The organism is Devosia aurantiaca (genome assembly GCF_011058215.1).
In the GTDB taxonomy this organism is placed as follows: Bacteria; Pseudomonadota; Alphaproteobacteria; order Rhizobiales; family Devosiaceae; genus Devosia; species Devosia aurantiaca.
In genome coordinates this window covers 344,978-357,156 of record NZ_JAALFG010000001.1, presented here as the reverse complement: position 1 = coordinate 357,156, position 12,179 = coordinate 344,978, and the positions used below count along the sequence as shown (strand labels likewise).

The 12,179-nt window shown below is 63.6% G+C and carries 10 protein-coding genes, 1 tRNA gene and 4 pseudogenes; 8 read left to right on the top strand and 7 right to left on the bottom strand.

The features are described 5' to 3' along the window. Positions 1 to 9 precede the first annotated feature (9 nt). The 4 genes from G5575_RS01870 to G5575_RS01855 form a co-directional block, all read right to left on the bottom strand. Complete coding sequence (locus G5575_RS01870; RefSeq protein ID WP_164532848.1) at positions 10 to 774, bottom strand: hypothetical protein; 765 nt, start codon at positions 772 to 774, stop codon at positions 10 to 12. 638 nt (positions 775 to 1,412) lie between these two features. Then, positions 1,413 to 1,488, bottom strand: a tRNA-Ala gene (locus G5575_RS01865). Between the two features lie 50 nt (positions 1,489 to 1,538). Next, on the bottom strand, positions 1,539 to 2,555 hold the full coding sequence (locus G5575_RS01860) for an NAD-dependent epimerase/dehydratase family protein (RefSeq protein WP_164532847.1): 1,017 nt from the start codon (positions 2,553 to 2,555) through the stop codon (positions 1,539 to 1,541). Beyond that, positions 2,555 to 3,562: a Gfo/Idh/MocA family protein gene (locus G5575_RS01855; protein ID WP_164532846.1), complete on the bottom strand. Its 1,008-nt coding sequence runs from the start codon at positions 3,560 to 3,562 to the stop codon at positions 2,555 to 2,557. The genes G5575_RS01860 and G5575_RS01855 overlap by 1 nt, the downstream gene beginning before the upstream one ends. Before the next feature lie 159 nt (positions 3,563 to 3,721). Between G5575_RS01855 and G5575_RS01850 the strand changes: the two are divergent. The 3 genes and pseudogenes from G5575_RS01850 (at position 3,722) to G5575_RS01840 (ending at position 6,212) form a co-directional block, all read left to right on the top strand. Continuing rightward, positions 3,722 to 5,058, top strand: a pseudogene (locus G5575_RS01850) (hypothetical protein). Between the two features lie 5 nt (positions 5,059 to 5,063). Beyond that, entirely contained in the window at positions 5,064 to 5,849 is a 786-nt protein-coding gene (locus G5575_RS01845) for a COG3904 family protein (protein WP_235935502.1), read from the top strand. A 75-nt stretch (positions 5,850 to 5,924) separates the two neighbouring features. After that, entirely contained in the window at positions 5,925 to 6,212 is a 288-nt protein-coding gene (locus tag G5575_RS01840; protein ID WP_164532844.1) for a hypothetical protein, read from the top strand. A gap of 107 nt (positions 6,213 to 6,319) precedes the next feature. Here the strand turns inward: G5575_RS01840 and G5575_RS01835 are convergent. Next, positions 6,320 to 7,275, bottom strand: a pseudogene (locus G5575_RS01835) (LLM class flavin-dependent oxidoreductase). A 257-nt stretch (positions 7,276 to 7,532) separates the two neighbouring features. Here G5575_RS01835 and G5575_RS01830 point away from each other — a divergent pair. Both G5575_RS01830 and G5575_RS01825 read left to right on the top strand, forming a co-directional pair. After that, positions 7,533 to 8,129, top strand: coding sequence for an acyloxyacyl hydrolase (locus G5575_RS01830; RefSeq protein ID WP_164532843.1), 597 nt, complete (start codon positions 7,533 to 7,535; stop codon positions 8,127 to 8,129). A gap of 106 nt (positions 8,130 to 8,235) precedes the next feature. Beyond that, the gene (locus tag G5575_RS01825; RefSeq protein WP_164532842.1) at positions 8,236 to 8,784 is read left to right on the top strand and encodes an acyloxyacyl hydrolase; all 549 of its coding nucleotides are present in this window, start codon (positions 8,236 to 8,238) and stop codon (positions 8,782 to 8,784) included. 1 nt (position 8,785) lies between these two features. Here G5575_RS01825 and G5575_RS01820 read toward each other — a convergent pair whose 3' ends face one another. Together G5575_RS01820 and G5575_RS20925 are read right to left on the bottom strand one after the other, a co-directional pair. Further along, positions 8,786 to 9,628, bottom strand: a complete 843-nt coding sequence (locus G5575_RS01820; RefSeq protein WP_268904367.1) for a BaiN/RdsA family NAD(P)/FAD-dependent oxidoreductase — start codon at positions 9,626 to 9,628, stop codon at positions 8,786 to 8,788. Beyond that, complete coding sequence (locus tag G5575_RS20925) at positions 9,549 to 9,977, bottom strand: FAD-dependent oxidoreductase (RefSeq protein WP_268904366.1); 429 nt, start codon at positions 9,975 to 9,977, stop codon at positions 9,549 to 9,551. Before G5575_RS20925 ends, G5575_RS01820 begins: the two co-directional genes overlap by 80 nt. A gap of 315 nt (positions 9,978 to 10,292) precedes the next feature. Between G5575_RS20925 and G5575_RS01815 the strand changes: the two are divergent. The 3 genes and pseudogenes from G5575_RS01815 to G5575_RS22020 form a co-directional block, all read left to right on the top strand. Then, positions 10,293 to 11,337 (top strand): annotated as a pseudogene (locus tag G5575_RS01815) (aspartate-semialdehyde dehydrogenase). Further along, positions 11,338 to 11,805 (top strand): GNAT family N-acetyltransferase, encoded by a 468-nt coding sequence (locus G5575_RS01810; RefSeq protein WP_164532841.1) that lies wholly within the window; start codon positions 11,338 to 11,340, stop codon positions 11,803 to 11,805. Between the two features lie 18 nt (positions 11,806 to 11,823). Beyond that, positions 11,824 to 12,156, top strand: a pseudogene (locus G5575_RS22020) (EamA family transporter); the annotation flags it as partial. Between the last annotated feature and the right edge of the window lie 23 nt (positions 12,157 to 12,179).

Below are 12,179 nucleotides of genomic sequence, written 5' to 3'. Positions count from 1 at the left end.
GCGCAAGGATTACCGTAGACTGTCCGGCTTTTCCGTCCGATCGGTTGTTATGCTCGGAATGCTCGAGATCGCTTCCACTACCGGGTGATCGCCGAAACCGGTCGATGTACGGGCGCTCCGCCACAAGACCGTTCGTGCAGGAGGTCCGAGGACGACAAAAGGCAGCCACACCTTTCCGTGGTCGTGCCCGTCGGCGCGCCCTATCGAAAGCTCATCGCAAACTGAACAGGAGGGTGCATCGTGATCGTCGATCATCTTGGACTGACGGCGACGCATCTCGTCAATGCCGAAGGCGTGTTCCTGCACGTGCCCCACCGCGTGCCCGCCCATGGATTGATACTTATTTCGCCGGATCGAGCGGCGGCCGTGGTGATTGCGCCGGCCTGCGCCATAGAAGACCCGCGGCTTGCACCGTGGCTGTCCCTGCACGGAATCTACCGCGTGGAGGATCCCAGCGGATCGGTCGCGCGCATCGGCGAAGGAAAGGCCATCGACCGGCTGCGCCGGCATCGAGCAGCGCCGGTCGTGCTTCCGGCAAGAATAGTTGCCGCCTTCAGCGCCGAGGGCGAGTGGTCCGTGCCGGAGCGAAAATACCTTGAAACCGCCTTTGCTCACGCCTGGGTTGCCGAGGGCAACGTATTGTCCAGCACCACCTTCGATCGCCACAGCCATCTTTGGCTCGACCTGGCGCGGCGGGCCGAGTTGACCCGAGTGCTGACCAGCATTCTTGACCTGATCTTCCTGGGAGAAAGAGTATTGGACGGTGATGCGCACTTCAGTCCACTTCCGGCCGACGCGAAGGAATGGCCGATGGCACCCACCTCCGTTCCCGGTCCCGCCGACGAGGTAGTCGGGCCGGCCTTACTGATAGACTTGGCGCGCGAGCCGACGATCTATCGCCGCTTCGCGGTGGGATCACGACTGAGGTACGCCGACGGCAAGATCGCGGCCCTGGCAACGGTGCGGGACGGTTCGATCGTCCTGCACCCGGGGTCGAGCGTCTATACCCGGACGACCGTCAGCGTGGGCCAGCGCTATCGTTCAGCCCACGCCCGGTTTCTCCAAGCGGCGAGGGTGGTGGGCAACGCCGACGTCGGCATTACCAGGGTCGCGATCGCCGGTCGCACCGCCGCGTCCCTGATCAAGATGGTCACGGCGGGGTCGCACGCATGTCGCCTCGCGCTGGAGCATCAGCTGAAAATTCTTGCCGCAGGATATGGAGAACGTCGCCGGATCGTGCCTTCGGCGCTCGGAATGGCCTATGCCGTCATCCCGATTCCGGTGGCCACGCCGAGAGGATTTTCGGCTCTATTCTACGGGGTGCGCAAACCGGGTACTACTTGGGGTACGCGAAATTCTTTGCGCCCCCGCAAGGTGTTGTTTTCACAGGTGAATTTTCGGCAAAAATCGGATGGTGGAGCTGAGCGGGATCGAACCGCTGACCTCGTCATTGCGAACGACGCGCTCTCCCAACTGAGCTACAGCCCCTCACCGGCACCATATATGGCGAAAGTCTGTGGGGCCGACAAGGGCTGTTGCTAGACGAGGCGGTGCTCGACGAGGCTATTGGCGGTAGCGAGAATGGCCTCTTCGGATGGGATGAGCGGGCGGCCGAGGAGTTGGGTGGCAGCGCTCGAGTCTAGGCGCTTGGCGTAGCCGAGTTCGCCGATATTGTCGCGCACGTCGCGGTCAAAGAAGGCGTAGAGCCGGACGGCCCAATCGGGGAGTTCGACGCTCGGGATGCGCCGGTCGGGATAGTGCTGGCGCAGGAGGCGCGCCGCATCGATGAAAAAGAGCGCGCTGTCGCCCATGGGGAAGCGGCGGCCGCCGGCTTCGAAGCTGGTCATGGCGGCGACATGGGCGGCGGCGACGTCGCGCACGTCGACGGCGGTGATCGGGATCTTTGGCGCGGCGGGCACGGAGCCATCCATCAGTCGCTTGACCAGGGTAGCCGAGGTGCCGGGGTCATCGTCGAGCAGCGGACCGAAGATGGCGCTGGGGTTGATGGTGGCGAGGTCGTCGTGGCGGCCGGCAGCGTCCATGATTTCCCAGGCGCGGCGTTCGGCACGGGTCTTGGACTCGATATAGGCGTTGAGCGGGCGTTCGCCGAGCACGGTCCAGTCGCCAGGGCCGAAGGGTGCGGTGCGGGTCTTGTCGTGACCATAGGCGATTGCGGCCATGGAGGAGGTCAGCACCATACGATCGACACCGGCCGAGACTGCCGCATGGAGAGCACGTTCGGTGCCTACGACGGCCGGACCGATCAGTTCGTTGCGATCCTTGGGCATGGTAAGGGTAAAGGGCGAGGCAGTGTGCTGGAGATAGCGAACGCCCTCCATCGCCTCGGCCCAGTTGCGATCGGCGCTGAGATCGAGTTCGACGAAGTCCAGCCGGGAGATGTCGGCCCCAGCACGGCTCAGGGTCTGCTGGACTTTTACCGCCTTGTTCAGGTTTCGGACGCTGCCGCGCACCTCAAAACCGGCATTGAGGAGCGCCATGGCGATGTGACCGCCGAGGAAGCCTGAAATGCCGGTGAGGAGGACGCGGTCGGCCATTAGCGGGCGACGTTGGCCCAGCCGCCGCTGCGTTCGCTTTCGAAGATTGCATCGATCACCCGCATCGAGGCGATGGCATCTTCGGTGTCCCAGGGCAGGGGCTTGTTGCCGAGGACGGCTTGGGCGAAGGCTTCGGCCTGTTCGGTATATTGATCGACGGCGGGCAGGATTTCGCGGCGGGCGAGCGAGCCGTCGAAGGGTTCGCCGATATCGATGGTGATGGCGGTGCGGGTATCGGCCGGAGCGTTGAAGGGGATGACGATTTCGAGCTTGGCCTTGGAGCCCAGGACCTGGACGCGCTGGTGGCCGGCGGTCTGGGTGGAGCATGTGAAGTTGAGCTGCCGTCCGCCACCGAAATCGGCCATGACGCTGGCCAGGCGATCGGTGCCGAAATTCTCGTCCCGCTCGACCAGTGAAACGACACGCTTTGGTTCGGCCTCGAAGAGGTAACGCCCGGCGGTAATCGGGTAACAGCCGATATCCATGATGCCGCCACCGCCGATATCGGCCATGTTGCGCACATTGTTGGGATCGGCATTGAAGTAGGTGAAGACCGCATTGATGGAGCGGATATCGCCGAGCTCGCCGGAGCGGATGATCTCGCGGGCACGGGCCCATTGCGGGTGGAAGCGCACCATGAAGGCTTCGAGCACGATGATGTTCTTGGGCACCTCGCGCAATTGCTCGGCTTCTGCCGCGGACAGGGCAATCGGCTTTTCGCAAAGCACATGCTTGCCGGCGCGGGCTGCCGCCAGCGTCATCGGGATATGGAGGTGATTGGGGAGAGGATTGTAGATGGCGTCGATTTCGGGATCGGCGAAGAGTTCTTCGTAGGAGCCATAGGCCTTTTCGATCCCCAGCTCATCGGCTGCGGCGCGGGCCTTGGTCCCGTCACGCGAGGCGATGGCGACGACCTCGGAGCTGGGGGATTTCTGGATGGCAGGCGTTACCTTCTGCATGCCGATATTGGCGGTGGACAGAATGCCCCAGCGGACTTTTTTCGACATGTAGAGGTCTCCTCGTTATGGGTGCTTGGGTAGGCTTTCGCTCACCGAACTGTCAACGCCGCTCGATTAACCATCACCGGTGCTGCCACCGTTCCGCCGGGTTGGTTGTGTTAACGTCCGCTTAAGGCCCTGGGGAGGGCCATCAGCGTCGGGGCTTTCATGCAGCTTAAACCCAATGCCTACCGTCTCAGCGAAACCGTGCGCGGCGTCGAGACGATGAGCCGCTTCGCCTTGGCGGTGCTGGCGCTCGCCTCGGGCGTCTATACATATCTGGGCGTGCGCGGGCTGCTGGATGGCTCGGCGACCTTCGTCTTTTTGCCGCCATCATCTATTCGGCGGCGGTGTCGGTCGCGATCTACGCCTTCTGGACCTTCATGATGCGCTTCGTGCCGCTGGTGACGGGCGGCGTGCAGCGGGTAGGGCTTTTCATCACCATGGCCATCGGCTGCCTGATGATCATGGCGATGAGCTCATGGCTCAATGCGGCCGCTTTGGCTGGGTCGGCGGCGACCGAACAGCATATGGCGGTGACGCTTCAGGGCTACGCCGAGGACCTCGACCGTGCTCATGCCAATGCGCTGGCGGCGCAGTCGCTGCTGCCGGACGTGCAGCGTGCGGCAGAGCGGTTTTCCGGCCTTGCTGCGGATGAACGGGAATCCGGTGCGCTGACTGGTACAACCGGTTCGGGAAGCGTCGTGCAATTGCTGCAGCAGATGGGCACGCAGATGAACCAGCTGGCCACCACGATTACCAGCTCTCGCGACGAGGTCGCCTTGCAGTTCGAGCAGGGCTCGGCGCGGCTGGCGACGATGCGCGAATTGGTGTCGACGCCAGGCGCCATCGAGCCGCGTACCGATGCCTTCCAGGCCGAAGCGGTGCAGCTCACCGCGGTGATTGCTGCGCTGCAGCAGACCGGCGTTGCATCGTCGGTGCGGCGCGCTGCCGAGGATCTGTCGGCGGGCTTCATCGCGCCGGTCGCCGATGGAACGGTGGGCGATCTTGCCACGCGGCAAAATCAGGTGATCGAAACGGTTCGAGCCTCGGTTGCCGCACAGTCGGCGGCGCTGTCGACGGCAGCGGACGAAATCCTCGCGACCGAAGACGTGCCGCAGCGACGCTATGTGCCGCTGTCGAGCGCCGAGGCCGTGTTGCGCTATTGGCAGGACTTTATTCCGAGTTGGGCCGGCGCGATCTCGATCGACCTCCTGCCGGTGGTGCTGGTTTTAGTGCTGATGATCGTCAACGACGCGATGCGCAAGGATTCGCAGTCGCTCGAAGAAGCCGAGAACATCACCGCGGCAGAGATGCTGCGGGCGATGTCGATCTACCGGCAGATGGAGACCGCCGGCATCGATGTGGCGACGGGGAAACCGAAGGAAGAGTCTGAGGAGACTGTGCCACCACCAGCGGAAGTGGTCGCCGTTGAACCGGATACGACGGTGACGCCGATCGAAACGGCGCAGCGCAAACGGGGTGATGGGCCGCGTCCGGCATGACAACCTTGGCGCCGAAAACGAATGGCGGGCTTCGCGGCTGGCTGAGCGGGCTCGAAGACGGGGCGGTGCTGCGCTTTGCCTTTTACGCCTTGCTGGCGGGTACGGTGGGCGTGCTCTATCTCGACTTTCGCGAGATGGCATCGGTTGCCCCGCCCCCGGCCTTGACGCAGATGCCGCAGCCGATCCTGCCGCCGGCCACGACGCCGAGCGGCGGCGGGCAGGAGCGTCCGCCGGTTACCAGCAGCCCCGAGCTTCTGGAAGCGCCGCTCGAGATCGCGCTTGCGAGCGGCGGCAAGCTGACCCTGACCGGGACGATCGATCCGGGCTCGTCGGCGCGGTTCCTGGCCGAGATCGAGGCGCGCGGGGAATATGTGTCAACCGTGCTGCTGGATTCGCCCGGCGGCTCGGTCGACGATGCCCTCAGCATTGGCCGGCTGATTCGAGAGCGGGACCTCTCCACCGAAGTCGCCAATGGCGGATTGTGTGCTTCGTCCTGCCCGCTGATTTTTGCGGGTGGCACGGAGCGGATCGCCGGGCGCGAGGCAGCTGTGGGCGTACACCAGATCTATGCAGCGGCGCTGAGTGCCACTCCCATCGACGCGCTGAGCGTAGCGGGTGTTGCCATGGCCGATGCCCAGGCGGTGACGGCAGACATTACGCGATATCTGGGCGACGGCGGAGTGGATCCGGCGCTGTGGCTCCATGCGCTCGAAACGCCGCCGGACCAGCTTTACTACTTTTCACCGGAGGAAATGGAGACGCTCAAGCTCGTTACCCGCTGGACTGAATAAACAATACCCGAGACGGAACCGGAGGAGGACCGGTCCGTTTCACGGGGTAATCACAAAGAAACGGAGGAGGCTATCATGACACAAGCCCATATGCTGACGCGGCATCGGGATATCCAGAACTGGGTCAGTGACCGCAAGGGCACCCCGGCGATCGCGCGCGTGCGCAATGGCCTGGGTGAAGTGCGCGCGCAGCTCAAGCTGCGCTTTGCGCAGGGCGCGAAGCCCGCAAGCCTCAGCGTCGAGGACGGGATGAGCCCGTGCTCGTGGACCGCCTGGCTGGCGGAACTCGATCGACAGCAGCTGGCCTTGAAGGTCGAGCCGACGGGGCAGTGCGAGCTGGTGTCGCGGCAGGCGATGAACTAGGGGCAGCAGCTGCGAAGGCAGGCCCCCACCCGGCCTCCCCATTAGGCGGGGGAGGAGTACGATCGGGGTTAGGGCTGTTTTTGTGGGCTTGCTCCGGCAGGCCCAAGTTATGCAGCGTGCTGCTGCGCGAGGCGCGGCGTGACGCCCAGAGCTTCGGCGAGCAGCGCGTAAGAGCGGCGGCGCAGGTCGTAGGAGTGGATGGTCGTCGTGACCATGACTTCGTCGGCGCCGGCAGCCTTGGCTTTTTCGGTGATCGCCTCCGCCATTTGCTCGGGGTTGCCGACCAGCCAGAGCGTCGACTGCTGATCGATGACGGCCTGCTGTTGCGGGGTCAGCTTGTGCTTCAAGGCTTCTTCGGGCGAGGTCAGTTGACGCTGTTCGCCGGTGACGAAGCGGGCCCAGTTGACCGCCTGTGAAATGCCCAGGTGCCTGGCTTCTTCCCCGGTCGGCGCGCAGATCACCGAGAGGCAGAGAATGGTGCGGGGCTCAGGAAAATCCTCGGACGGCTGGAAGGCCTCGCGGTAAGCGGCGAAGGCTGGCGCCGCCGGGGTGTGGCTGAAATGGGCGGCAAAAGCATAGCCGAAGCCGAGCTGGCCGGCGGCCTGGGCGCTGGCGCCGGACGAGCCGAGCAGCCATTTGGGCGGCAACGATACGCCGCCGGGCGACACCGGGACACGCGAAAACGGGTGATCGGGCGGAAAATTGTCTTCGTCGAAGGCCATGAGCTCAGCCAGATAGGCCGAGAAGTCCTCGCCGCCGCCGGAGCGCAGGGCGCGCATGGCATAGCCGTCGCCCCCGGGGCACGGCCCAGGCCAAGGTCGATGCGCTCAGGATGAAGCGCTTCAAGCGTGCGATAGGCCTCGGCAATGCGCAGGGGCGCGTGATTGAGCAGCATGACGCCGCCCGAGCCGACGCGGATGTCTTTGGTCGCGGCGGCAGCGCTGCCGATCAGGATTTCGGGAACCGAGGAGGCGATCGACGGCATGCCATGATGCTCGGCATACCAGAGGCGGTTATAGCCCAGCTTATCTGCCGCCTGCGCCAGTTTTACTGTCTCGGCCATGGCTTCCACGGTGCTGGAGCCGAAGGCGATGGGTGCAAGATCCTGGAGCGAAAGGGCGAAGGGTGCGGGCATGATCGAAACAATCTGTGCTGAAAATCTTGATCGTTAGATCACGATGGAAGGCGGCAAGGTCAAGGCCGGATCGGGATTTTGTGACACAGCGGGCGCCATTTGCGCAGGGGAGGGCGGAAATACGCTTGACCGTAGCGGCTTGTGGGCCCCTTAGATAGCGGCGTCTGTGGCAAGGATGGCCGGCGATGAAGCGTGTCTTGAGTGCAGTTGCGACCCTAGCGATCCTGGCGGCAAGTCCGGCCCTGGCCCAGGATGCGGCGCCCGGTTCTTTTTCGGCCGGCGTTCTCGACATCGTTGATGAGGTTCGTATCGGCGGGCATTTCCATGAAATCTACTGGACCATGCTGCCGCAGAATCCGCAGGATTGGTATTGGAACCGCTTCGAGGACATCAGCTTCGACGTGCTGTTCACGACGCCGGATGCCGATGTCTTCCGCTGGATCGGCTCGCCGCGGCCAGAGCTAGGGGCGACGATCAACACCAAGGGGCAGGATAGCCTGTTCCATCTCGGCCTGACCTGGCAATTGCCGATCTTCGAGACGCCGCTTTACCTCGAAGGCACGTTCGGCGCCGCCGCGCATAATGGCTACCTGACCAATGCGCCGGAGGGTTATCGCAATTTCGGCTGCCAGGTGAACTTCTACGAGCGCTTCGGCGTCGGCGCCAACCTCACCGAAAATGCGACGGCGACGCTCACCTACGAGCACACGTCCAATGCAGGCCTATGCCAAGAAAATGCCGGGCTTTCCAATTTCGGCCTGCGGCTCGGCTGGAAGTTCTAACGTCCTCCGAGCGCCAGCATTAAGGCGCCGTTAGCGACAATTTTCGTCAAATCTTGCCTAATGGCACATGAGGCGTCTCTGTGGTGGTTCAGCCATGGAGACGGCCATGTTTCGCCTGCTCGCCCGTGTGACCCTTGTTGCTGCCGCCCTGTTCATGGCGCCGGCGGCCTGGGCGCAGATCGTGCCGTTCGAGGTTCGCGGCGGGGTCAGCATCGGGGGCGTGACCGACCCGGGCACGAGCCTCTTCGATCCGGATCGAATAGCTGAGGCCAATGTCGAATTGCTCTACAGTTTGCCCGGAATTGGCGATCTTGGCCTTCTGGGCGAAGTGCGGCCGCATCTGGGCGGCACGCTCAGCTTCAGCGGCGGCGAGCATCTTGTTTATGCCGGGCTGAGCTGGACGTTCCGGCCGCCGGTATTGCCGGTGTTCGGCGAAGCAAGCCTGGGCGGAGCGTGGCAGACTGCGTCGGACCCGGATGCACCGCAGCGCTTTGGGTGTCCGGCGCTGGGTCGCGCGGCCGCGACCCTTGGTGTCGATGTGCTGCCTGGCGCGTCGATCATGGCGACGGTGTCCCATGTCAGCGACTTCGGCGCCTGCGGCACGCCGGACAATGGGCGCACCGATGCTCTGCTGCGGGTCGGGATTCGGTTTTAGATCAGGCGACCTGTCCGGCGGCATAGCCGGAAGCCCACGCCCACTGGAAATTGTAGCCGCCGAGCCAGCCGGTGACGTCCACCGCTTCGCCGACAAAGAAGAGGCCCGGCACGGTTCGGGCCATTAGCGTCTTGGCGTCGAGGTCAGCCGTGTCGATGCCGCCCAGGGTCACTTCGGCGGTGCGATAGCCTTCCGAGCCGACGGGCTTGAGCGTCCAGCGATTGACCGCGTCGGCGGCGGCGGTGAGCTTTTTGTCGGAAAAGTCCCCGATCATGCCGGGCTGGTTGATGTTGTCGCCGACGAGCTGGGCCAGTCGCTTGGGCAGGCGCTCGGCGAGGGCGGTCTGGAGGTGCTGCTTGGGGGCGGACTGGCGGGCGGCGCGGAAGAAATCGAGTGCATCCTCGCCGGGCAACAGGTCGACGGTGATGGGGTCACCCTCGCGCCAATAAGAAGAGATCTGGAGGATTGCCGGGCCGGAAAGGCCACGGTGGGTGAAAAGGAGAGCTTCCTCGAACCGGGTCTTGCCGCGGCTGACTACGGCATTGGTGGAGACGCCGGCCAGTGGGGTCAGCTTTTCGAGGGCGCCGGGCTCGAAGGTGAGGGGCACGAGGGCAGGGCGGGTGTCGGTGAGCTTGAGGCCGAACTGGCGGGCGACGTCATAGGCAAAGCCGGTGGCGCCCATCTTGGGAATGGACTTGCCGCCCGTGGCGACGACGAGGCTCGTCGTGGTGACGCGGCCATCGCCGACCATGACGTCAAAACCATCACTGATCTTTTCGATGCTGCCGACGGCGCGGCCGGTCCAGATGGTGGCGCCCGCCTGGCGCAGCTCGTCGGTGAGCATGGAGACGATCTGCGTCGCGGGCCCGTCGTCGAAAGAGCTGGCCGAGGGTCTTTTCGTGGAACTTGATGCCGCGCTTCTTGACCTTGTCGATGAACATGTCGGGCGTGTAGCGCGACAGGGCGGAGAGAGCGAAGCGCGGGTTTTGGCTCAGGAAGCGTTCGCGACCGGCGGTGTGGGTGGCGTTCACATTGGTGAAGTTGCAACGGCCGCCGCCGGAAATGCGGATCTTTTCGCCTGGGTCGCGGGCATGGTCGACGACGAGGACCTTGCGGCCGCGACGGCCCGCTTCGATGCCCGCCATCATGCCGGCGGCGCCGGCACCGAGAATGATCACGTCGTAGTCGGGCATTGGGGAAGTCCTTTCGAAGCGCGAGCCCTAGCTCTCAAGACGGTAGCAAGCAAGGTAATTGACTATTTCCTATTTCGGCGTATGAGAAATCCTGCTCTTTGATAGGAAGCAACATCGTCATGGTCAGCATCGGCCCTATCGCCGCCTATGCCACCGCCCGGCTCACCGCCGGGGGCATGTTCACCATGACCAAAACCACCAAAACCGCCTGACGCTTTTCCCCGGGTCGCACTCCCGACGGGGAGAGGCGCGAAATTAGGACCGCGGTCAATATGATCGCGCGGGGGCGGAATGGTAAGGGACCGGAGTTCCAAAATGGGTTATCGCGTCGCTGTCGTCGGTGCCACGGGCAATGTGGGCCGCGAAGTTCTCAACATTCTGGCCGAACGCAAGTTTCCGGCCGACGAGGTTTATGCACTGGCCTCGTCCAAGTCGATCGGCCGAGAGATTTCGTTCGGCGACAAGATCCTCAAGGCGCGCGACCTGCAGCATTTCGACTTTTCCGAAGTCGACTTCGCCATCATGTCGGCGGGCGGCTCGATCGCCAAGGAATGGGGCCCCAAGATTGCGGCAGCCGGCGCCATCGTCATCGATAATTCGAGCTATTGGCGCTATCATTCGGACGTGCCGCTGATCGTGCCGGAAGTGAACGGGCACCAGCTCGACCGCTGGCTGGCCGACGCCAACCGCACCGGCATCATCGCCAACCCCAATTGCTCGACCGCGCAGCTGGTCGTGGCGCTCAAGCCCCTCCATGATGCGGCGACCATCAAGCGCGTCGTGGTTTCGACCTATCAGTCGGTTTCCGGCGCCGGCAAGGAAGGCGTCGACGAGCTCTGGAACCAGACCAAGGGCATTTTCGTGAACGACAGCCCCGGTCCGGGCAATAAGTTCCCCAAGCAGATCGCTTTCAACGTCATCCCGCATATCGATGTGTTCATGGAAGACGGCTACACCAAGGAAGAGTGGAAGGTGTTGGCCGAAACCAAGAAGATCCTCGATCCCAAGATCAAGGTCTCCTGCACCGCCGTGCGCGTGCCGGTTTTCGTGGGGCACTCCGAAGCGGTCAATATCGAGTTCGCCGATCCGATTTCCGCCGACGAAGCCCGCGACCTCTTGCGCGAGGCGCCGGGCATTTCGGTGCTCGATAAGCGCGAACCGGGCGGCTATGACGCCGGGTGGAACGGTTGGCGAATACGACACCTATGTTTCGCGCATCCGCGAAGACACCACGGTCGAGAACGGTCTTGCCATGTGGGTGGTCTCCGACAACCTCCGGAAGGGCGCTGCGCTCAACACGATCCAGATCGCCGAAACGCTGATCGAAAAGGGTTATGCGGCCCGCAAGAAGGCCGCGTAAGTGGCACAAGCGAGGGTGGCGCCGCAGGGCGTCACCTTTCGTGCCGCAAATGCTGAAGATGTCGATGCGATCGTCGACATTTTCGGCCGTTCGCGTGCCGTGGCTATGCCGTTTCTGCCGAAGCTGCATACGGCCGAAGAGGATCGTGGCTTTATCGCCGGCGTCATCAGCGAGGCACGGGTGACGCTCGTGTCTCTCGACAAGCCGATCGGCTTCATGGCGGAAACCGAGGGCTGGATCGATCACCTTTATCTCCATCCTGACTTTCGCGGCCGCGGCATAGGCGAGGCGCTGGTCCGCCAAGCCATGGCGCGGCAGGGACGGTTGCAGCTCTGGTGCTTCGCCGAAAACTATCCGGCGCGGCGCTTTTACGAACGCTTAAGCTTTGCCATCGAGCGCCAAACCAGCGGCGACAACGAAGAAGGGCTTCCGGACATTCTTTATGTGTGGCAACGAGAGCCCGCCTAACCGCCTTCTTTGGTGCCCATGCCCATTCGCCACGTCCTTCTTGCCCTTCTGGTCGTTGCGATCTGGGGCTTCAACTTCGTTGTCATCAAGCTCAGCGTCGAGGCGCTGCCACCGATCTTGGCAGCAGCCCTGCGGTTTTCTGCGGCTGCCATTCCGGCCGCGCTCTTCGTCAAGCCGCCGAAGACCAAGTGGTGGATCGTCGTTGCTTACGGAATAAGCTTCGGCTCTGCGCTTTATGCGCTGCTCAACCTTTCCATCGCCTGGGGAATGCCGGCGGGACTGAGCTCGATCGTGCTGCAGACGCAGGCGTTTTTCACCATGCTGATGGCGTTCCTGATCCTGGGTGAGCGACCAAGCCGGTTCCAGATCCTGGG

What these genes read in the sequence shown, in the direction of transcription:
- G5575_RS01860 (WP_164532847.1), bottom strand. Translation starts at nt 2,555, where the DNA reads ATGGCCGACCGCGTCCTCCTCACCGGCATTTCAGGCTTCCTCGGCGGT.
- G5575_RS01855 (WP_164532846.1), bottom strand. Translation starts at nt 3,562, where the DNA reads ATGTCGAAAAAAGTCCGCTGGGGCATTCTGTCCACCGCCAATATCGGC.
- G5575_RS01840 (WP_164532844.1), top strand. Translation starts at nt 5,925, where the DNA reads ATGACACAAGCCCATATGCTGACGCGGCATCGGGATATCCAGAACTGG.
- G5575_RS01830 (WP_164532843.1), top strand. Translation starts at nt 7,533, where the DNA reads ATGAAGCGTGTCTTGAGTGCAGTTGCGACCCTAGCGATCCTGGCGGCA.
- G5575_RS01825 (WP_164532842.1), top strand. Translation starts at nt 8,236, where the DNA reads ATGTTTCGCCTGCTCGCCCGTGTGACCCTTGTTGCTGCCGCCCTGTTC.
- G5575_RS01820 (WP_268904367.1), bottom strand. Translation starts at nt 9,628, where the DNA reads ATGCTCACCGACGAGCTGCGCCAGGCGGGCGCCACCATCTGGACCGGC.
- G5575_RS20925 (WP_268904366.1), bottom strand. Translation starts at nt 9,977, where the DNA reads ATGCCCGACTACGACGTGATCATTCTCGGTGCCGGCGCCGCCGGCATG.